This is a genomic window from Pseudomonas sp. FW507-12TSA (assembly GCF_058781435.1).
This window is the reverse complement of sequence record NZ_JBYSWT010000038.1, coordinates 1-20,788: the sequence shown is the minus strand read 5'-3', so window position 1 is coordinate 20,788 and position 20,788 is coordinate 1. Positions and strand designations below refer to the sequence as shown.

The window sequence follows — 20,788 nt, the reverse complement described above, 5'->3', positions numbered from 1 at the left end:
ACATCAGCTCCAACCCGAATGACAAGCCCTCTTCCAGAACAGTTCAGGTAAGCGAAGTGATCGACACTGCTAAATCCGGCACGGGCACCGAGGCCTCGCGTCCAAACCGATTCCGCAAGGCCATGGCATGGGCCAGTGTGGCAGTCTTGGCAATCCTGGTCAGCGGCTTCGTGCTCTGGCCTGGCGCGCCCCTGGACCTGGGAGCCGCCAACCAGATGGAAAGCGCAGGCATGTACCGTCATTGGAACAGCGGCGAAGTGATCGCCCTGGTGCGCCATGCCGAACGCTGCGACCGTTCGCCTACTCCCTGCGTAGGGCCTGGAGATGGCATCACATTGGCCGGAAGCAGCATGTCCAGGAGGCTGGGCCGGGCATTCCAGGTCCTGGGCATGGACTCTACCGATGTCCTCAGCAGCCCCGCCACCCGCACCCGGCAAACCGCGGAATTCATGTTCGGCCAGCCCGCGAAAACCCAGGACTGGCTGCTCAGTTGCGGTAGCCAGCTTGGCGAAACGATCAAGGCGCACAAGGCTGCGCGACGCAACCTGGTGCTGGTCACCCACAGCGATTGCATCAGCGACCTGGAGAGCCAACTGGGCTTCGAGCATGCCCCCCACAGTCAGTACAACAGTTCGCTGTTCGTCACCCTGAACAGCGATGGCACGTTGCAGATACTTGGCAGCATCAAGGTCGAGGACTGGCAACAGGCACTTGGGCCGGAGGCAGCCAAGCTATAACTCTTTTTTACAACATCCCAACAGATTTCACTCAACGCAAAGACACACTAGACGCTTGAGCAAGTTGACTTCGATAGAACTTGTACTAATAGAAGAAACTATCGCGCGACTTATAACAGCACCGCACCAGTAACAGGGCCAGGTCAAAACGCTAACGACGACCACCTGGAACTCTTTGCGAGCTAAAAATACTGAGCTTGCTAACTAGTAATGCTTTATCGGCTGCATTCGATACAAGTAACGCCCCAGCTTCCAGCAGATGACTTAGAGGACACCAATGCACCGCACCTTGCCACCCCAGGCTTATGGAACAAGCACTACGCCGGTCGGCTACACCGTGGGTGCAAGTACGACCGACATCCTGCAACGCTGGGGGCTGCTCTTTCTTTTGCTGGCCTTCGGCCTGTTCTACCTGCTGCCACTGACCGGCCATGGCTTGTGGATCCCGGATGAAACCCGCTACGCGCAGATCAGCCAGGAAATGCTGCAGAGCGGCGATTGGGTCGCACCGCACTTCATGGGCATCCGCTACTTCGAAAAACCCATTGCCGGCTACTGGATGATCGCCATCGGCCAGGCCATCTTCGGCGACAACCTGTTCGGCGTGCGTATCGCTTCCGCCGTGAGCACTGGCCTGAGCGTGGTACTGGCCTACCTGGTCACCCGCCGGATGTGGAGCGACCCACGCAAGAGTTTCACCGCAGCCTTGCTGTACATGAGCTTCGGCCTGGTGGCCGGCCAGGCCGGGTATTCCAACCTCGACCCGCAGTTCACCTTGTGGGTCAACCTGAGCCTGGTGGCGTTGTGGTTCGCCCTGCACAGCCAAACCGTGCGCGCCCGCCTCCTGGCTTGGGCTGCCCTGGGCGCAGCCTGTGGCATGGGGTTCATGACCAAGGGCTTCCTGGCCTGGCTGCTACCGGTGCTGATCGCCCTACCCTACGCGCTCTGGCAGCGCCGCCTCGGCCAACTGTTGCGCTACGGCCTGGTGGCGGTGCTGGTGGCGGTGCTCATCAGCCTGCCCTGGGTGCTGAGCATCCATGCCCAGGAACCGGACTTCTGGCGTTTTTTCTTCTGGCATGAACATATCCGCCGCTTTGCCGCCGAGAACGCCCAGCACACCCGCCCATGGTGGTTCTACTTGCCGATCCTGGTGGTTTCGAGCCTGCCGTGGGCGGCCCTGCTGCCCGGCACCCTGCTCCAGGCCTGGAAGGACAAGCGCCAGGCCGCCACGGGCTTCCTCCTGCTGTGGATGATCCTGCCGCTGGCGTTCTTCAGCCTGAGTCGAGGCAAGCTGCCGACCTACATCATGCCGTGCTTGCTGCCCCTGGCCGTGCTCATGGGCCATGCCCTGGTGGAGCGCATCAACGCCGGCCAGGGCCGGGGGATCCGCCTCAACGCCCTGCTCAACCTGGCGATCGGCGTTGGCGCCCTGGTGGGGCTGCTGGTCCTGCAGATCACCCGGCCGGTGTACGGCCACGATGAAATGCTCGGCCTGTCCCTGGTGTTCATCATGCTCATGGGCTGGATCATCGCCAACCTGCTGCCCGTCTCCAAACCGCTGCAATACTGGGCGGCACCGGCCCTGGGTATCTGGCTGCTGGTGGCGCTGCTACCGACGGGCATGCCGGCGATGATCGTCCACAAGGAAATGCCCGACCAGTTCATCAAGGAACACCTTGTGGAGCTGCAACAAAGCAAGACCCTGTTGAGCAATGACCTGGGCACGGCATCGGCCTTGGCCTGGCGCCTGCAACGCCCGGAGGTGGCGCTGTACAACACCGAGAGCGAACTGAAGTACGGCCTGGCATACGCCGATTCGATCCAGCGCAAGGTCAGCATGGAGAACGTCGGCCAGTGGATGGAAGCGGCGCGCAGCCAGGGATCGGTCGGGGTGGTCATGCGGGTCAAGGATGTGATGGAAAACCAGGAGCTGGCGCTGCTGCCGCCAGGCGGCAAGCGCTATACGAAGGGCAACCTGGTGATCCTGATCCTGCCGGCAACCCAGCCCTGATCCGCGCACCCTGATACCTGCTGACAACGTCAGCGTCGGCCCAGTCCAACGCTGGCGTTTTACACGTGCGACGGCGATGGACCGCCTCTTCCTCGATCCTGTCCACGGAAATCCCACCGATGAAGATCCACAGCAACGAACGCAAGGCCCTGGCCCTGCTGCTCGGCGTGTCCGCCCTGATCCTGCTGCTCGGCCTGGGCTCGCGCGAACTATGGGGCCCGGAAACCCGCTGGGCCAACATCGTGCTGCAGATGCTGCAGAGCGGCGATTACTTCGATCCCTATCTCAAGGGCAGTCCCTATTACGACAAACCCCTGCCCTCCTACTGGCTGATCGTCGCCAGCACCTGGCTGACCGGAGGCCTGGGACATTGGTCGCTACGATTGTCCTCGGTACTGGCCGCCTGGCTGAGCATCTGGCTGGTGTACCGGCTGGGCGAGCAGCTGTTGCGCAAGGGCACGGGCCTGATCGCCGGCTGGATGCTGGCCACCACCTTCTATTTCGTCTTCTGGGCCCGGGTCGCCACCGCCGACATTCTCACCGTGTGCGGGGTGCTAGCCGCGGTGTGGTGGTACTGGCGGGGCCCGGAAGATACCCGCCTGGGCCGCTACACGGTGTTCTTCCTGATTTTGGCGATCACCTCACTGCTCAAGGGGTTGATCGGCTTTGTCCTGCCAGGCCTGATCCTGCTGCCGCATCTGCTGGCCCAGGGGCGCTGGAAGCGCCACCTCAACCTGCGCCTGGCCCTGGCAATACTGCTGGCCGGTGTCTTGTACATGGTGCCGTTCCTGCTCTCGCATCTATATGGCACGCCGCATTCCGGAGAAAGCGGCCTGAGCCTGGTATTTCGCGAGAACGTCGTCCGCTTCTTCGAACCGTTCGACCATGTCGGGCCGATCTACACCTACCTGGTGTACCTGCCGCTCTACACTTTGCCCTGGGCCCCTTGCTGGATCCTCGGGCTCTGGGTCGCAACCCGGCATTGGCGCCAGTTGCACGCCAACGAACGCTGGCTGGTCTGGGCCCTGGGCTTGCTGTTCCTGTTTTTCACCGCCAGCGGCAGCCGGCGCAGCTACTACGTCCTGCCCCTGGTGCCCTTCGCCCAGTTGCTGGGTGCCTGGTGGCTGTCCCGACGGCTGGAGCTGGCACGGGACCTCGGCCGGGAGCGCAGTCGCGGCTGGAACCTGGGATTGGCCAGCGCCGCCATGGTGATGCTGTTGGTGCTGGGGCTGGCCTACCCCTGGAGCAACGGCGGTGGCGGAGTGCTCGGTTTCGCCGCGCAGGTCAAGGCCGAGGCCAGCCGGATAGCTCCCTGGAACCAATGGCGACTGGTGATGGTGGAGGTCGACAACAAGCTGCCGATGTACGTGCAGAACCAGGGGGCGCCGTTCTACTACGTGCCCGGGAACCAGGATTTCCCGAAGCGCGGCACCAGCGCCGACTTCATGGCCTGGCTGGAGCGCACCAGCGGCCAGCACTGGGACCCCCAGCGCACCCTGATCTTCGTGGCACAGGACAACAAAGGCCCGCAGTTGCTGGAGTACCTGGGTGACGATCACCAGGTGATCAGGACCCAACCGACCAATGGCGAACGGCTGGCCGGCAAACCCGCGGAAGGCAACCTGGCGTTCATTCCCCATCCCGCCACGGAATGAAACAGCGCGCCGCGCCGGCAATGAGCGGCGCGGCAAACTCCCGGGCTTAGAGATTCACTACGTTGACGAAGCGCGGCGTGGCGCTTTCATCGATACGCAGGCTGGTGAAGTCGAACAGGTTGCGGTCCGCCAGCTGGGACGGGATGACGTTCTGCAGGCCGCGGAAGATGCTCTCGGTCCGACCCGGGCTCTTGCGCTCCCACTCCTGGAGCATTTCCTTGACCACCTGGCGCTGCAGGTTCTCCTGGGAACCACAGAGGTTGCAGGGGATGATCGGGAACTGCTTGAGGTCGGAATAGGCCTGGATGTCCTTCTCGCTGCAGTAGGCCAGCGGACGGATCACCACGTTACGCCCGTCGTCGGCCAACAACTTGGGAGGCATGGCCTTGAGCGAGCCGTTGTAGAACATGTTGAGGAAGAAGGTCTCGACTATGTCGTCGCGATGGTGACCCAGGGCCATCTTGGTCGCGCCGATCTCGTCGGCGAAGGTGTACAGGGTGCCCCGACGCAGGCGCGAGCACAGCGAGCAGGTAGTCTTGCCTTCCGGCACCAGCTCCTTGACCACCGAGTAGGTGTCCTTCTCGACGATGTGGTACTCGATCCCCAGTTCCTTGAGGTAGGCCGGCAGTACGTGCTCGGGAAAGCCAGGCTGCTTCTGGTCCATGTTCACCGCGACGATCTCGAACTTGATCGGGGCCACCTTCTGCAGGTGCAGCAGCACGTCGAGCATGGTGTAGCTGTCCTTGCCGCCGGACAGGCAGACCATGACCTTGTCGCCATCTTCGATCATGTTGAAATCGGCGACCGCTTCGCCCGCCTGCCGGCGAAGGCGTTTCTGCAGTTTGTTCTGGTTGACCGTAAGAGTGCCCATGGCGCTTGGAATCCGCGAGGTGTGTGACGAAAAGCCGGACATTTTACGCAAAAACACCCGCCCCGCGAAAGCGCTGCCGAGCAGCGGCCACCGAGTCCAAAGTGACAGAGGTCCTGGCGATTAGCCCAGGTTTTTACAGCGCAATTTGCTCTAAAGAGGCGTACATCTGGCGACAACTCCTCCCTATACTGCGACATAAGGTCGCACATACAGACCTGCACTGTGCCACGTGGTTGTAGCGCTCCGCTGGGGGGCGATGGCAACAACAAAGGAGTGACTGACCATGATTCATCATGTCGTAGGACTCTTCACCCACCCCGATCAGGAATGGCGGGACATCCGTGGCGATGCCGAAGAAAGCATCAGCCACATGTACCTCACCCACACGTTGATCCTGGCGGCGATCCCCGCCATCTCGGCCTTCATCGGTACCACCCAGGTCGGCTGGGTCATCGGCAGTCGCGCGCCGGTGATGTTGACCAGTGAAAGCGCCCTGTGGATGACCATCCTGTCGTACCTGGCCATGCTCGGCGGTGTCGGGGTCATGGGCGGCTTCATCCACTGGATGGCCCGCACCTACGACGCCAATCCGAGCCTGGCCCGCTGCGTAGCCTTCGCCACCTATACCGCGACCCCGTTGTTCGTCGGCGGCCTGGCGGCGCTCTATCCACACATGTGGCTGGGCATGATCGTCGGCACGGCGGCCATCTGCTACACGGTCTACCTGCTCTACGTCGGGCTGCCGACCTTCATGAACATCCCGTCCGATGAAGGTTTCCTGTTCTCCAGCTCGGTACTGGCGGTGGGATTGGTGGTGCTGGTGGCGATCATGGCGTTCACCGTCATCGTCTGGGGCCTGGGCGTCGGCCCCATCTACACCAACTGACGCCGCGCCAATAATAATCCTCTGTCTGCCAATACAGGCCGCCGCAAGGCGGCCTTCCTCTTTCCGGGGATGACCATTGGGCGGCTGGGCGGTTCGGATTCAGCGGCCTTTGCGGCATACTCGAGCGCTCTGGAGAACCGCCAAGCATGCCCGAGCAACTCAATACCCGCGTCGAAGACTGTTTCCTACTCGCTGAATCCTTTTTCAAACGTCCCTTCAAGCGCCCAGTGGTCAGCCTCAAGTTGCGTGGCCAGAAAGCCGGGGTCGCCCACCTGCACGAGAACCTGCTGCGCTTCAACCCGCAGCTGTACCGGGAGAACACCGAGGACTTCCTCAAGCAGACCGTGGCCCACGAAGTGGCGCACCTGATCGCCCACCAGCTGTTCGGCGACCGCATCCAGCCCCATGGCGAGGAGTGGCAGTTGATCATGCGCGGGGTCTACGAACTGCCGCCCAATCGCTGCCATACCTACGAGGTGCAGCGGCGCAGCGTGACCCGCTATATCTACCGCTGCCCCTGCGCCCAGAGCGATTTTCCGTTTTCCGCCCAGCGCCACAAGCTGGTGGCCCAGGGGCGGCGCTACCTGTGCAGGCGCTGCCGGCAGACGCTGGTCTACAGCGGCGAAACCCGGGTCGAATGACCTGCCCCTAGGCGATCACCCGGTCGCGTCGCAATGCCTCGATCCGCTCGGCGTCGTATCCCAGCTCCGCCAACACCTCGGCGGAATGGGCCCCCAGCCTTGCACCGACATGTCGCGGCTCGGGCAGGCCCGCGGAAAACTTCAGCGGACAAGCGATCTGCGCCTGCCGGCTGCCGTCCTCGCGGGGCACCTGGCTGACCAGCTGGCGCGCCTGCAATTGTGGATGCTCCAAGGCCTCGGCCAGGCCCAGAACCGGCTCGACACAGGCATCCAGGCCCTCGAACAGCCGGCACAACTTGGCAAAATCATGCTTCTCGAATTCGACCTGCAGGGCCTGCTTGAGGGCTTGCTGCTGTTCGGGAACAGGCGACAGCCCCTGGGCCGCCAGCTCCGGCCGCCCCAGGGCCGCGCACAACTGCTGCATGAACCCCGGCTCCAGGCTGCCCACCGACAACCAGCGCCCGTCGCGGGTACGGTAGTAGTCATAGAAACTGCCACCGTTGAGCACTTGCTGCTCCATGCCGGGCTCCACCCCACAAGCCAGGTAGCCGGCACCGGCCATGGCGTGGAGGCTGAACACGCAATCGGTCATGCTCACGTCCAGGTGCTGGCCCTGGCCGTTGTGCTGGCGGGCGATCACCGCGGCCAGCAGGCCGATCACCCCGTGCAGGGAACCGCCGGCGATGTCCGCCGCCTGGATCCCCAGGGGCAACGGCCCTTGTTCCCGGCGGCCGGTCTGGCTGGCCAGGCCGGCCAGGGCCAGGTAGTTGATGTCGTGCCCGGCGCGGTCCTTGTAGGGGCCGGTCTGGCCGTAGCCGGTGATGGACACGTAGATCAGCCCCGGCTTGATCGCCTTCAAGGCCTCGTAGCCCAGCCCCAGGCGCTCCATCACTCCCGGGCGGAACTGCTCGAGGACGATGTCGTAGTCCTGCACCAGTTGCCGTACCACTTCCAGGGCCTCGGGTCGCTTCAGGTCCAGGGCCAGGCTGCGCTTGTTGCGGTTGAGGTAGGCATGGCTGGCCGATACGCCCTGGTCGTGGGGCGGCAGGACCCGCAGCAAGTCCATGCGGGTCGGTGACTCGATGCGCAGCACCTGCGCGCCCATGTCCGCCAGCAGCAGCGAAGCGAACGGCCCCGGCAGCAGGGTGGAGAAATCCAGTACCTTGAGTGACGCCAACGGCCCTTGCATGTGCCTCTCCTTCTGATCGACTGCCCACAGAGTAGGCAGCCACGGCACGTCCGCCAATCACCGCAACGGTCAGCGGCAATGACCGTTGCGCTCAAGTCCCGGGCAATAAAAAACCCGCCGAAGCGGGTTTTTCATGGACAACGCAGCTTACTTGACGCTTGGCGCCGGGCCTTCGGCCACGCCCAGGTCGTCGGTTTCGCGGGTATCGATGATCGCCCGGCCACCGGATGCCAGCTCGGCTTGCAGCTGGTCTTCGTCCAGCTCCTTGACCCACTTGGCGACCACCAAGGTGGCCACGGCGTTGCCCACCAGGTTGGTCAGGGCACGGGCTTCGGACATGAAGCGGTCGATGCCGAGGATCAGCGCCAGGCCGGCCACTGGCAGGTGGCCCACGGCCGACAGGGTGGCCGCCAGGACGATGAAGCCGCTACCGGTGACGCCGGCAGCACCCTTGGAGGACAGCAGCAACACCAACAGCAGGGTGATCTGGTGGGTGATGTCCATGTGGCTGTCGGTGGCCTGGGCGATGAACACCGCGGCCATGGTCAGGTAGATCGAGGTGCCGTCCAGGTTGAAGGAGTAACCGGTAGGGATCACCAGGCCGACCACCGACTTCTTGGCGCCCAGGCGCTCCATCTTGATCAGCATGCGTGGCAGCGCCGACTCCGAGGAGGAAGTGCCCAGTACGATCAGCAGTTCCTCACGGATGTAGCGGATCAGCTTGATCACGCTGAAGCCGTGGGCACGGCAGATGGCGCCCAGGACCACCAGCACGAACAGCACGCAGGTGATGTAGAAGCAGATCATCAGCTGGCCCAGTTGCACCAGCGAACCCACGCCGTAGGCGCCGATGGTGAACGCCATGGCACCCAGCGCGCCCAGGGGAGCCAGCTTCATGATCATGTTGATGATGTTGAACATCACATGGGCGAAACGGTCGATGAAGTCCAGGATCGGCTTGCCGTAGGCGCCCAGGCGATGCAGGGCGAAACCGAAGATCACCGAGAACATCAGCACTTGCAGGATGTCGCCGTTGGCAAAGGCACCGACGATGGTCGCCGGGATGACGTTGAGAATGAAGGCGACGACGCTCTGCTCGCTACCGGCAGTCACGTAGGCGGCGACTTTCGAGGCGTCCAGGGTCGAGGCGTCGATATGCATGCCGGCGCCCGGCTGCACGACGTTGACCACCACCAGGCCGATCAGCAGGGCGATGGTGGAAACGATTTCGAAGTACAGCAGCGCGTAGCCACCGGTCTTGCCCACCGACTTCATGTTCTGCATGCCGGCGATACCACTCACCACGGTGCAGAAAATGATCGGCGCGATGACCATCTTGATCAGTTTGATGAAGCCGTCACCCAAGGGCTTGAGGGCCACGCCCGCCTGGGGATAGAAGTGACCGAGCAGGATGCCGATGGCGATGGCAACGATCACCTGGAAATACAGGGATTTGTACAGTGGCTGACGAGTCGTCATTGCAAAGTTCCTCAAGAGCCCCGGCATGCTGCTTCCATCACGGCATGCGGTGCCTAAAGTGCGAACCCTCCTGCGCTGGAGGGATTTGTTGTGTCGAGCTGCGTACAGGCAGATCTGCAGGCTCTATCGCAAGGCCCGTGCCACCTTGTAAAAAATCCATACAAGCCTTTTAAAACAAGGGGTTAGAACCGAACTCCGTTTCCAGTGAGCAACGATGAACTTGGCGGATTTCCGCCCACTCGTCGATTCTCGTCCTACAATTTGGCGGATATCCGCCTTGTTCCCTCATGGAGGTGCTGGCTAATATCCGCCACTCAATGGACGGACCTGCCTGCATGCGCGAACGTACTATCGCCAGCCACTTTGCCCGGGCCGCCCTCGGCGGCGCGCATCGTCGCGGCTATGACTACCTGCCGCTGCTGCAGCGCCTGGGCATCAGCCCCGAGTTACTGCACCAGCCCAGGGCCCGCATCGCTCCCGAGCAGTTCACCCAGCTGCTGCAACAGCTATGGCTGGAAATGGACGACGAATACCTGGGGTTCGGTGATGGACCGAGCAAACCCGGGACCTTCGCCATGATGTGCCACGCCCTGATCCACTGCCGCACCCTGGAGAAGGCACTCCATCGCGGATTACTGTTTTATAGCCTATTCCCGCAGGCCCCGCGGCTGAGCCTGACGCGTGAAGGAGACATGGCCCGCCTGAGCCTGGACGACTCCGCCCTCTGGGACCCCGAGCACTTTCTCAGCGAATGCCTGCTGGTGATCTGGCACCGGCTGGGCAGCTGGCTGATCGGCCAGCGAGTCCGCCTGGAACAAGCCTGCTTCAGCTATCCGCGCCCTGAACACGGGGCGGAATACGACTTGCTCTTCCCCTGCCCGCTGCAGTTCGACCAGCCCCACAGCAGCTTGCTGTTCCACAGCCGCTACCTGGGCATGCCCTTGCTGCAGGATGAACGGACCCTCAAGCACTTTCTCGAACGCTCCCCCGCCGACCTGCTGTCGCGCCCCGATGAAGGCGACAGCCTCGCCAACCAGCTGCGCCGCCTGCTGGCCCGCGATCGTGAACACTGGCCGGACCTGGAAAGCGTCGCCCAGCACATGCACATCAGCCCCCAGACCCTGCGCCGGCATCTACGGGAAGAAGGCTTGAGCTTCCAGGAACTCAAGGACGAGCTGCGGCGCGATATCGCCATCTATCACCTGGGGCGCGCCGACCTGTCGTTGCAACAGATCGCCGAACAACTGGGGTTTTCCGAACCATCGGCCTTCCATCGGGCCTTCAAGAAATGGACCGGGCTGACCCCGGGCGCCTATCGCGCCCGGACCCAGTGAGCAACCACGCTAAAGGACCGGGAAGTGAATCCGGAAGGCCGCCCCGCCCAGGGCCGAATCCCCCAGGGCCAGGCGCGCGCCGTAGCTTTCGATGATGTCCTTGACCACCGCCAGGCCGATGCCCTGCCCCGGATGCTGGCGATCCAGGCGCTCGCCACGCTGGAGGATCCGTGCCCGCTGGTCCGGCGGCACTCCCGGCCCGTCGTCCTCCACGCACAACTCGGAACCATCGAGGCTCTCGCGCACGCTGATGCGCACCGACCCCAGGCACAGGCGGTAGGCGTTTTCCAGCAGGTTGCCCAGCAGCTCCAGCAAGGCACCGTGCTCGATCGGCAAGTAGCAACGCTCGGGCAGGTCGAACGAGACCCGTACCCGCTTGTCGCGATAGACCTTGTCCAGGGTGTCGCACAGGCTCTGCAACAATGGCCGCAGGCGTACCTGGTGGCGCACCAGGCCGCTCTTGCGCAGGCTGGCTCGCTGCAGCTGGTAGCTGATCTGCTGGCTCATGCGTTCGATCTGGGTTTGCAGGACCCAGGCCTGCTCACGATCCTGGGGTCGCAGGGCCATGTCCTCGCTGACCCCTTGCAATACCGTCAGTGGGGTCTTGAGGCTGTGGGCCAGATCGTCCAGGGAGTCCCGATAGCGGCTACGCTGGTCGCGCTCGCTTTGCAGCAGGCGGTTGAGCGACCCCGTCAGGCGCAGCAGCTCGCGCGGATGTTCCTCGCTCAGGCTCTGGCGGGTGCCGCTCTCGATCTGGTCCAGCTCCTGGCTCAGGCGTCGCAGCGCCTGCAATCCCCAGGTCAAGCCCAGCCAGAGCAGCGCCAGCAGCACCAGCAACGCCGCACCGAAGCCCAGGTAGAGGTTCTCGCGCACCCCTTCCAGGGTCTGCTGGTACTCGCGCACCGGCTGCAAGGCGACGATGCTGAACGCCGCGCTCTTGCCTCCCAGCAGCTTGATCTCGACGTCGTAGACGAAGAACTCCTGGCCATTGGCCTCGCGGATCCGGGCGAACTCGTTGCCACGTCCGTCGTAGCGCGGCCGGTAGTTGATGTTCTCTTCCTGGGTGGCCCGGGAACGCCAGACCAGGTGCCCCTCGCGATCGTAGATGTAGCCCAGCAGCCGGCTATCGGCGAGATTGAAACGCTCGTCGGGCAATTGAGCCGGCATTTGCAGGCGGTTGTCCTCGATGCGCGCAGCCGAGATCAGGGTGGTGACGTCCGAAGCCAGGCGCTGCTCGATGGAGTCTTGCAGGGCCAGGCTGAAAGCGCCCTGCATGGCTGGCAGCAAGGCCAGCATGAACAGGACCGCGAGGATGGTTGCGGCCAACATCAAGCGCAGGCGTAGCGAACGAATCATCGGCAGCGCTCATTGAACAGATAGCCCAGGCCGCGCACCGTGTCGATCGGCTTGAAGCCCGACGGCGCTTCAAGCTTGCGCCGCAACCGCCCCACCAGCACCTCGATGACATTCGGGTCGCGCTCGTCATCGTCCGGATACAACTGCTCCATCAGCCGGTCCTTGGCCACTACTTGCTGGTGATGGCGCATCAGGTATTCGAGGATCCGGTATTCGTAGGCCGTCAGGGCCAGGGGCTGCTCGTCCAGGGACGCCTGCTTGCGATTGAGGTCCAGCAGCAGTGGGCCGGCGACTATGGTCGACTGGGTGAAACCGCTGGAGCGCCGCAGCAACGCATTGAGCCGGGCTTCCAGCTCCTCGAACTGGAATGGCTTGACCACATAGTCGTCGGCGCCGGTGGCCAGGCCCTCGACCTTGTCCTGCCAGTTGCCACGGGCCGTGAGGATGAGGATCGGGAACGTCTTGCCCCGGGCGCGCAGCTGCCGGATCAGATCCAGCCCGCCCATGCCAGGCAGGCCCAGGTCGATCACCGCCAGGTCGTGGTTGAACTGCTCGGTCTGGTACAGCGCCTCTTCGGCATTGGCCACGGACTCGACGACATGACCGCTGTCGGTAAGGCGGGTTTGCAAGTGATGACGCAACAGCGCCTCATCCTCGACGACCAGCAATTTCATAATGCTCTCCCAGGCAAAATTCGACGTCTGCGGGGCACTCCTGCGCCCAGATGATTAATACGCCAACGCCGGACCGTGCCCAAGGCAAGGTCCGGCGTGGTTCAAGCCCGGCCGCTTCAGAAAGCGTAGTTGGCCGAGAGATAGGTCTGGGCGCTGCTGGTGAGACTCAGCGAACCCTGCTTGCCACCGCCCCGCTCGCTCATCTGGGTTCCGGCATTGCTGCGCAGGTACCGATAGCCGAGCTCCACCGAGGCATTTTGTGAAACCTGCTGCAGGACACCGGCCTGCACCCCCAGCGCATAACCGATATCGCTGTCATGGCTGAACCCAGGGGACTTCTGGGTCAGCTTGGTCAGGCCGGCACTGGCGCCGCCGAACAGCCGGGTGCTGCTGGTCACCGGCAGGAACCGGTCATAACTGCCCAGCAGGTTCTGCTGACGCAGTTTAATGCCATTGTGCGAGCCGGAAACGTAGTCGTAGGTAGCGTAGTAGCGGCCCTGGTCATTCTGCTGACCAACCCGCAGCCCCCAGGTGTTGTCCTTGCCGATCACGCCATCGGTATTCGGATGGCCGAGATTGTTGTTGAGCGAACCGGATTTCTTGATCTTGTCGCTGGTCTGGCCGAAGGACAGGCTGGCGAAGTTGCTGTCAGCGGCCTGGGCGGCAGCGCTGGCACCGAGAACGGTAAAGGCCAGCAGCAGTTTTTTCAACGAAGTCATAGGAAACTTCCTTTGCGCTATTGACGTTTAGGTAAGGCGCAAGAGTAAACGTCCCGCCCTGAACTCCCACTGAACATCCCCTTAACCTTTCCTGAACCGGCGCGCCCCAAGGCATTGCGCCCGGCAACTGTTCGCAGCGCCAGCCGGCTCTCTTTATAGAGCGCATGACTACCTTCCCTGGGCGCAACCCGGCACACTAGCGGCCATGAACGAACGCCGACTCCTCCCCGCCTGCTGTACCGTCCCGCAAGCTTCCTGGCCCCTGCCGGAGGCCTTGCCCAATACCCTCCTGCTCAGTACCCGGTTCGACTCCAAGCAGTTGGCTGCCGACGACTTCCAGCGCAGCGGCATCGAGGCCCCAGCGAACATCCAGCGCTCGGTGGCCAAGCGCCAGGCCGAGTTCCTCGCCGGGCGCCTATGCGCCCGGAACGCCTTGTGGCAATTGCAAGGACTGGACTGGGTACCGGCGATCGGCGATGACCGTGCACCGGTGTGGCCGGAGCATATCTGCGGCTCGATCACCCACAGTACCGGCCGCGCCGCGGCCATCGTCGCCGATAAACAACATTGGCGAGCCCTGGGCATGGACCTGGAAGTGATGCTCGAGAGAGAACGCTCGGCCAACCTGGCAGGACATATCCTGACCCCCGCCGAGCTGCAGCGCCGCGACCAGCTACCAGACGAACTGCACGCCCTGGCGGTGACCCTGACCTTCTCGATCAAGGAAAGCCTGTACAAGACCCTGTACCCGCTGGTGCGCAAGAATTTCTATTTCGAGCATGCCGAGGTGCTGGAGTGGAACCTCGATGGTCAAGTGCGCCTGCGCTTGCTGACCGAGTTGTCCGAGGAGTGGCACCAGGGTCGCGAGCTCGACGGCCAGTTCACCGTCGAGGACGGGCAGGTCTTGAGCCTCGTGGCCATTTCCGCCTGAGCCTTAGCGCGGCTCCTGCTGCCGTGGCCAGCTGAGGCTGAAGCAGGCGCCGCCCAGGCTCTTGCTGCGACCGATCAGTGCCCGGCCACCGTGCCAGTAGATGATCCGCCGCACGATCGACAGCCCCAATCCATGGCCGCCGGACGCCCGGGTCCGACTGTCATCCAGGCGCAGGAATGGCGTGAAGATTTTCTCCCAGGCGCTCTCGGGCACTCCAGGGCCATCGTCCTCCACATCCACCCGACAGCGCGACTGGCCCACCTGGTAGCTGACGGTCACCTGGGACTCGGCATGCCGCATGGCGTTGCCCACCAGGTTCTGCAGCGCGCGGTGCAGGTAACGCGGCTCGGCCTCGACCCAGGCACCATCGCAATCGGCGGCCGACAGGCACAGGCCACGCTGGACCTGGAGGTTGGCGCGCAACGGCGCCAGTTCGCCGATCACCTGGTTGATCAGGGCGTCCAGGTCGACCCGCTGGAAATTCAGGGCCGGCGAACCCTGCTCCAGGCGAGCATAGGTGAGCATCTCGTCCACCAGCCGGTCGAGGTCCTGGATGTCGTTGTCCATGCCGTCCAGATGCTTGTGCCGTGCCTGGTCGGTACTCGCGGTGGCAATCATCTCCAGACCGAAACGCAGGCGCGCCACCGGGGTCCGCAACTCATGGGATACAGCACGTACCAGCTCGCGCTGGATCGCCAGCAACCGCTGCAGGTGTTCGGCCATGTCGTTGAAGGCCGCCGCCAGGCGCCCTACCGAATCCGCGCCCCTGGCCGGCACCCGGACTTCCAGGCTGCCCTTGGCGATACGCGTGGCAGCGGCCTCCAGGCCATTGACCCGGCGCTCCAGCTGGCGCACCAGCAGATAGACGATCAAGCCGATCAGGCTCAAGCCCAGCACCGCGATCAACACCAGCCACTGCGGCGGATAGGGATTCATCTGGTACAGCGGGCCTATCTCCAGCACCCAGGGCGTACCCACCAGCCCGGCGAACACCCGGATCGAATCTCCCCCCTTGCCCAGCGCCATCACGGTATCGCCTTCGGCGACCCGGCGGCGCTGGTCATCGTCCATGTCGGTGGCATCCAGGGTCGACAAGTGCATGTCGAAGCCGAACCCCTTGTCCTGCTTCAACGCCGCCAGGCGCTGGGGCTGCTCGGCCACGGGATAGCGTACCAACTCGTCCGCCAGCAGATAGATGGTGGCCCGGGCCAGTTGCTCGCTGATCTGCTGGACCTCGGCGCTGAGCAGCAGTTGTTCCTTGTCGCTGACCAGGCGGTAGACCCGGGCCGCGAACGGGCCGGTCTGCTCCACCAGGGCCTGGCCGCGCAGCACCCGGCCACGCTGGCTGCTATCCAGGTCGGTCTGGCTGAAAGTCTTGAGGCTCAGGGGAATGCCCAGCAGCCGCTCCCAGACGGCCAGGGCCCGGCGACGCTCGATCTCGCTCATCGGCTGCAGGTTGTCGGCCATCAGGGAGAAAGTGCCATGGGCCAGGCGCTCGCGGTATTGCTCGCTACGCACCTGGTTGAGCAAGTGCAGGGCCAGCACCCCCAGCAGCGCCACCAGGACCAGGGCGGCGCACATGCCGCCGTAGATACGCAGGAAGATCGAGTTCACGATGGCATGTCGGCAGCGGCTTCGGGCACGAACAGGTACCCCTTGCTGCGGATGGTCTTGATCAGCCGCGGATGCTCCGGGTCGTCGCCGATCTTGGGACGGATGCGGGAGATGCGTACGTCGATGGAGCGGTCCTGGCCGTCATAACCGATACCGCGCAAGGCCGTGAAGATTTCCTCGCGGGACAGGATTCGCCCGGCATTGGCCACCAGCAGCCACAGCAGGTCGAACTCGGCGCTGGTGAGCTCGATCCCGGCATCGCACAACCAGGCCTCGCGCAGGGCGTTGTCCACTACCAGGGGACCGAACTGCAGGCGCCGGGTCTTCTCCTGGGCAGGCTCCGGCGCCTCGCTGCGCCGTAGCAGGGCCTGGATCCGCGCCAGCAGCAAGCGCGGGCGCACCGGCTTGCAGACATAGTCATCGGCCCCCAGGTCCAGGCCCATGACCTGGTCCATGTCGTCGGTGCGCGCGGTGAGCATGAGGATCGGCCCGTCGTAGCGGGCGCGGACCTTGCGGCAGATGCTCAGGCCGTCTTCCCCCGGCAGCATCAGGTCGAGGATCACCAGGTCCGGCTGCTCGGCGATGATCCGCGCGGCGGCCAGGGCGCCGTTGCCCTCGATCGCCACCCGCAATCCGTTGCTCTCCAGATATTCCCGGGTCAACTCAGCCAGACGCTGGTCATCCTCGACAATCAGTACCTGCCAGGCTTCTTGCTCCACGCTCGACCTCTTCTTGTTTTTTGTTGCCAGCATTGGGCGCAACCGAACGCGTACATCCTTCTGTCATGAAAAAGGCCGATAACCGGCCCTGAAGGAGACGCCTTGCGCGGTGGATCGCGACGGATTGTAGCAACCGCCGCAGGCCTTCATACAAGCCACTGAAACGGCTCGGACAGGACGGTTTTTTGTGATAGGGTTCGCGCCCGCAAAAATCCTTCCCCGGGCAATTTTTGCAGGTAAAAAACAGTGACAAACGGTTCCATGCAGTGGGACTGCGGGCTGCGAGAGTTTTACCCAGTCCATGCACACTTTACGCACAAACTTATCCACAGGCCGTACGTTGCAACCACCCCCCAAACGCATTATCTTGTAGCCCGGCGGCAAAAAAACCCTATATCTAGGGTTTTGCCCAAAAAACCAAACACAATTCAGACAAGAAACTCAAGCGCTTTTCTTGCGCCCGTTTGGTGGAACCAATCGCTGTTTTAGAAGACCAACACCGCGCGTGCGGATGGCACCGTTTTCCACCCTGCCCAGGAGAAGACGGTACGGGTGTTGCAGCAACAGACTGCCACCCAGGAACAAGGTGTCGGAGCCCATGCCCGGCACCCAGGACTTCGGCATGGAAGCGGCGCCAAAAGCCCCCTTCCTGAACTGTTCCGAAGTCGTCATGCCGGCCTGTGCCGGCTGCAGTGCTTCTGGACGGAACGGTGGGCACCTTCTTGGTGCCCAAATAAACATAGAGAACGTGGAGACACCCATGCAAACCGACACAACTCGCGAGAACCCGCAGGCCCATGCGCCGCAGGCCGGCGATTCCAACCTGGATCTGTCTGCTACCGCACCTGGCCAACTGCGCGTGATCAAGCGTAACGGCACTGTCGTTCCCTACACCGACGACAAGATCACCGTCGCTATCACCAAAGCGTTCCTCGCAGTTGAAGGCGGCACCGCTGCCGCCTCGTCGCGAATCCACGACACCGTGGCACGCCTGACCGAACAGGTCACTGCCACCTTCAAGCGTCGCATGCCTTCGGGCGGCACCATCCATATCGAAGAGATCCAGGACCAGGTCGAACTGGCCCTGATGCGCGCCGGCGAACAGAAAGTCGCCCGCGACTACGTGATCTATCGCGACTCCCGTGCCAAGGAACGCGCCACCCGTTCCAGCAGCGAAGAGCCGGTGAACGCCCACCCTTCGATCCGCATCACCCGCGCCGACGGCAGCTTCGCGCCCCTGGACATGGGCCGCCTGGGCACCATCGTCAGCGAAGCCTGCGAAGGCCTGGAAGAAGTCGACGGCGACCTGATCCAGCGCGAAACCCTGAAGAATCTGTACGACGGCGTGGCCATCAAGGACGTCAACACCGCCCTGGTGATGACCGCCCGCACCCTGGTGGAGCGCGAGCCCAACTACTCGTTCGTCACTGCCCGCCTGCTGATGGACACCCTGCGCGCCGAAGCCCTGGGCTTCCTGGGCGTCGCCGAAAGCGCCACCCACCACGAGATGGCCGACCTGTACGCCAAGGCCCTGCCGGCCTACGTCGCCAAGGGCGTGGAGTTCGAACTGCTGAACCCGGTACTGGCCGAATTCGACCTGGAGAAACTGGGCAAGGCCATCAACCACGAGCGTGACCAGCAGTTCACCTACCTGGGCCTGCAGACCCTGTACGACCGCTACTTCATCCACAAGGATGGCGTGCGCTTCGAACTGCCTCAGATCTTCTTCATGCGCGTGGCCATGGGCCTGGCGATCGAAGAGAAACAACGCGAAGACCGCGCCATCGAGTTCTACAACCTGTTGTCGTCCTTCGACTACATGGCTTCGACCCCGACCCTGTTCAACGCCGGTACCCTGCGCCCGCAGCTGTCCAGCTGCTACCTGACCACGGTTCCGGATGACCTGTCGGGCATCTACGGCGCCATCCACGACAACGCCATGCTGTCGAAATTCGCCGGCGGCCTGGGCAACGACTGGACCCCGGTACGCGCCCTGGGCTCGTACATCAAGGGCACCAACGGCAAGTCCCAAGGCGTCGTGCCATTCCTGAAAGTGGTCAACGACACCGCCGTCGCGGTCAACCAGGGCGGCAAGCGCAAGGGAGCGGTCTGCGCCTACCTGGAAACCTGGCACCTGGACATCGAGGAATTCCTCGAGCTGCGCAAGAACACCGGTGACGACCGTCGCCGCACCCACGACATGAACACCGCCAACTGGATCCCGGATCTGTTCATGAAGCGCGTCTTCGACGACGGCAAGTGGACCCTGTTCTCGCCATCGGAAGTGCCTGACCTGCACGACCTGACCGGCAAGGCCTTCGAAGAGCGCTACGAGTACTACGAAGCCCTGACCGAGTACAACAAGATCAAGGTATTCAAGACCATCCAGGCCAAAGACCTGTGGCGCAAGATGCTGTCGATGCTGTTCGAGACCGGCCACCCATGGCTGACCTTCAAGGACCCATGCAACCTGCGCTCGCCGCAGCAGCACGTGGGCGTGGTCCACAGCTCGAACCTGTGCACCGAGATCACCCTGAACACCAACAAGGACGAGATCGCCGTCTGCAACCTGGGCTCGATCAACCTGCCGAACCACATCGTCGACGGCAAGCTGGATACCGCCAAGCTGGCACGCACCGTCAAGACCGCCGTGCGCATGCTCGACAACGTGATCGACATCAACTACTACTCGGTGCCGCAAGCGCAGAACTCGAACTTCAAGCACCGTCCAGTGGGCCTGGGCATCATGGGTTTCCAGGACGCGCTGTACCTGCAGCACATCCCGTATGGCTCCGACGCCGCTGTGAACTTCGCCGACAAGTCGATGGAAGCAGTCAGCTACTACGCCATCCAGGCTTCCTGCGACCTGGCCGATGAGCGCGGCGCCTACCAGACCTTCGACGGCTCGCTGTGGTCCAAGGGCATCCTGCCGCTGGACAGCCAGCAGATCCTGATCGAGGCCCGCGGCCAGAAGTACATCGACGTCAACCTGGAAGAGTCCCTGGACTGGGCACCGATCCGCGAACGCGTGAAGAAAGGCATCCGCAACTCGAACATCATGGCCATCGCGCCAACCGCCACCATCGCCAACATCACTGGCGTATCGCAGTCGATCGAGCCGACCTACCAGAACCTGTACGTGAAATCGAACCTGTCGGGCGAGTTCACCGTGATCAACCCGTACCTGGTACGCGACCTCAAGGCTCGCGGCCTGTGGGACTCGGTCATGATCAACGACCTGAAGTACTACGACGGCTCGGTACAGCAGATCGAGCGTATCCCGCAAGAACTGAAGGACCTGTACGCCACCGCGTTCGAAGTCGAGACCAAGTGGATCGTCGATGCCGCCTCCCGTCGCCAGAAGTGGATCGACCAGGCCCAGTCGCTGAACCTGTACATCGCCGGCGCTTCGGGCAAGAAGCTGGACGTGACCTACCGCATGGCCTGGTACCGTGGCCTGAAAACCACTTACTACCTCCGTGCACTGGCCGCCACCAGCACCGAGAAGTCCACCATCAACACCGGCAAGCTGAACGCTGTTTCCAGCGGCGGCGACCACGGTGACAGCTCGGTCCTGGCAGCCCCTGCCGGTCCTGCCCCGGTACCGAAGGCTTGCGCCATCGACGAGCCGGATTGCGAAGCTTGCCAATAAGCTGAGCAGACAGGCGCCTTCATTGGCGCCTGTGCCAACCCCCGATACGCCCCTGGTGTATCGGGGGTTTTCTTTTGCCCGCGACAAACTCCGCGCTAGCGGCCTCGCGAACAACTCCAGCCCCCTGCCTGACGCACGCCCGCACTCCGGGCCACCCCCGCAAAGACCAGCCAGCGGCGAACAGGCATAAAAAAGCCCCTCAGAGAGGGGCTTCTTGTCCAACACGCCAGAGTGGCATCAGGTCATCTGGATGATGGTCTGCATGATGGTGCTCTGGGTGGAGATGGTCTTGGCGTTCGCCTGGTAGTTGCTCTGGGCCT

The 20,788-nt window shown here is 63.2% G+C and carries 17 protein-coding genes; 8 read left to right on the top strand and 9 right to left on the bottom strand.

Going from position 1 to position 20,788, the window contains the following annotated elements:
• The first annotated feature begins 137 nt into the window (after positions 1-137).
• The 3 genes from pmrG (at position 138) to AC3WK8_RS27810 (ending at position 4,403) form a co-directional block, all read left to right on the top strand.
• On the top strand, positions 138-737 hold the full coding sequence (pmrG, locus tag AC3WK8_RS27820) for a lipopolysaccharide core heptose(II)-phosphate phosphatase PmrG (protein WP_256578571.1): 600 nt from the start codon (positions 138-140) through the stop codon (positions 735-737).
• 277 nt (positions 738-1,014) lie between these two features.
• Positions 1,015-2,748 carry a lipid IV(A) 4-amino-4-deoxy-L-arabinosyltransferase gene (gene arnT / locus AC3WK8_RS27815; RefSeq protein WP_103327077.1) on the top strand — a complete coding sequence of 578 codons (1,734 nt, stop codon included), beginning with the start codon at positions 1,015-1,017 and terminating at the stop codon, positions 2,746-2,748.
• 119 nt (positions 2,749-2,867) lie between these two features.
• Positions 2,868-4,403: an ArnT family glycosyltransferase gene (locus AC3WK8_RS27810; RefSeq protein ID WP_103327075.1), complete on the top strand. Its 1,536-nt coding sequence runs from the start codon at positions 2,868-2,870 to the stop codon at positions 4,401-4,403.
• 46 nt (positions 4,404-4,449) lie between these two features.
• On the opposite strand, the gene ttcA is transcribed toward AC3WK8_RS27810, so the two are convergent.
• The gene (gene ttcA, locus AC3WK8_RS27805) at positions 4,450-5,274 is read right to left on the bottom strand and encodes a tRNA 2-thiocytidine(32) synthetase TtcA (RefSeq protein WP_022640254.1); all 825 of its coding nucleotides are present in this window, start codon (positions 5,272-5,274) and stop codon (positions 4,450-4,452) included.
• 283 nt (positions 5,275-5,557) lie between these two features.
• Between ttcA and AC3WK8_RS27800 the strand changes: the two genes are divergently transcribed.
• Both AC3WK8_RS27800 and AC3WK8_RS27795 read left to right on the top strand, forming a co-directional pair.
• The gene (locus tag AC3WK8_RS27800) at positions 5,558-6,160 is read left to right on the top strand and encodes a Yip1 family protein (protein WP_085596871.1); all 603 of its coding nucleotides are present in this window, start codon (positions 5,558-5,560) and stop codon (positions 6,158-6,160) included.
• A gap of 146 nt (positions 6,161-6,306) precedes the next feature.
• Entirely contained in the window at positions 6,307-6,801 is a 495-nt protein-coding gene (locus AC3WK8_RS27795) for a SprT family zinc-dependent metalloprotease (RefSeq protein ID WP_103327073.1), read from the top strand.
• 7 nt (positions 6,802-6,808) lie between these two features.
• Here AC3WK8_RS27795 and AC3WK8_RS27790 read toward each other — a convergent pair whose 3' ends face one another.
• Both AC3WK8_RS27790 and AC3WK8_RS27785 read right to left on the bottom strand, forming a co-directional pair.
• Positions 6,809-7,990 (bottom strand): CaiB/BaiF CoA transferase family protein, encoded by a 1,182-nt coding sequence (locus AC3WK8_RS27790; RefSeq protein WP_103327071.1) that lies wholly within the window; start codon positions 7,988-7,990, stop codon positions 6,809-6,811.
• 147 nt (positions 7,991-8,137) lie between these two features.
• Positions 8,138-9,469: a dicarboxylate/amino acid:cation symporter gene (locus AC3WK8_RS27785; RefSeq protein ID WP_022640258.1), complete on the bottom strand. Its 1,332-nt coding sequence runs from the start codon at positions 9,467-9,469 to the stop codon at positions 8,138-8,140.
• 335 nt (positions 9,470-9,804) lie between these two features.
• Between AC3WK8_RS27785 and AC3WK8_RS27780 the strand changes: the two genes are divergently transcribed.
• On the top strand, positions 9,805-10,803 hold the full coding sequence (locus tag AC3WK8_RS27780) for an AraC family transcriptional regulator (RefSeq protein ID WP_103327081.1): 999 nt from the start codon (positions 9,805-9,807) through the stop codon (positions 10,801-10,803).
• Positions 10,804-10,812: 9 nt separating this feature from the next.
• Here the strand turns inward: AC3WK8_RS27780 and AC3WK8_RS27775 are convergent, their stop codons facing one another.
• From AC3WK8_RS27775 to AC3WK8_RS27765, 3 genes are all read right to left on the bottom strand, one after another.
• The gene (locus AC3WK8_RS27775) at positions 10,813-12,159 is read right to left on the bottom strand and encodes an ATP-binding protein (protein WP_103327069.1); all 1,347 of its coding nucleotides are present in this window, start codon (positions 12,157-12,159) and stop codon (positions 10,813-10,815) included.
• Positions 12,156-12,833, bottom strand: coding sequence for a response regulator (locus AC3WK8_RS27770; RefSeq protein ID WP_022640261.1), 678 nt, complete (start codon positions 12,831-12,833; stop codon positions 12,156-12,158). The genes AC3WK8_RS27775 and AC3WK8_RS27770 overlap by 4 nt, the downstream gene beginning before the upstream one ends.
• A gap of 116 nt (positions 12,834-12,949) precedes the next feature.
• Positions 12,950-13,552: an outer membrane beta-barrel protein gene (locus AC3WK8_RS27765; protein WP_022640262.1), complete on the bottom strand. Its 603-nt coding sequence runs from the start codon at positions 13,550-13,552 to the stop codon at positions 12,950-12,952.
• A 205-nt stretch (positions 13,553-13,757) separates the two neighbouring features.
• Here AC3WK8_RS27765 and AC3WK8_RS27760 point away from each other — a divergent pair, with 205 nt between their 5' ends.
• The gene (locus tag AC3WK8_RS27760; protein WP_103327068.1) at positions 13,758-14,483 is read left to right on the top strand and encodes a 4'-phosphopantetheinyl transferase family protein; all 726 of its coding nucleotides are present in this window, start codon (positions 13,758-13,760) and stop codon (positions 14,481-14,483) included.
• A 3-nt stretch (positions 14,484-14,486) separates the two neighbouring features.
• On the opposite strand, the gene AC3WK8_RS27755 is transcribed toward AC3WK8_RS27760, so the two are convergent.
• Both AC3WK8_RS27755 and AC3WK8_RS27750 read right to left on the bottom strand, forming a co-directional pair.
• Positions 14,487-16,097, bottom strand: a complete 1,611-nt coding sequence (locus AC3WK8_RS27755; protein WP_103327066.1) for an ATP-binding protein — start codon at positions 16,095-16,097, stop codon at positions 14,487-14,489.
• Positions 16,094-16,816 carry a response regulator gene (locus tag AC3WK8_RS27750; RefSeq protein WP_085596879.1) on the bottom strand — a complete coding sequence of 241 codons (723 nt, stop codon included), beginning with the start codon at positions 16,814-16,816 and terminating at the stop codon, positions 16,094-16,096. The genes AC3WK8_RS27755 and AC3WK8_RS27750 overlap by 4 nt, the downstream gene beginning before the upstream one ends.
• 760 nt (positions 16,817-17,576) lie before the next feature.
• Between AC3WK8_RS27750 and AC3WK8_RS27745 the strand changes: the two genes are divergently transcribed.
• Positions 17,577-20,468, top strand: a complete 2,892-nt coding sequence (locus tag AC3WK8_RS27745) for a ribonucleoside-diphosphate reductase subunit alpha (RefSeq protein ID WP_085596880.1) — start codon at positions 17,577-17,579, stop codon at positions 20,466-20,468.
• A 237-nt stretch (positions 20,469-20,705) separates the two neighbouring features.
• Here the strand turns inward: AC3WK8_RS27745 and AC3WK8_RS27740 are convergent.
• The coding region (locus AC3WK8_RS27740; protein WP_442964166.1) for a flagellar basal body rod C-terminal domain-containing protein at positions 20,706-20,788 on the bottom strand (83 nt) is incomplete at its 5' end.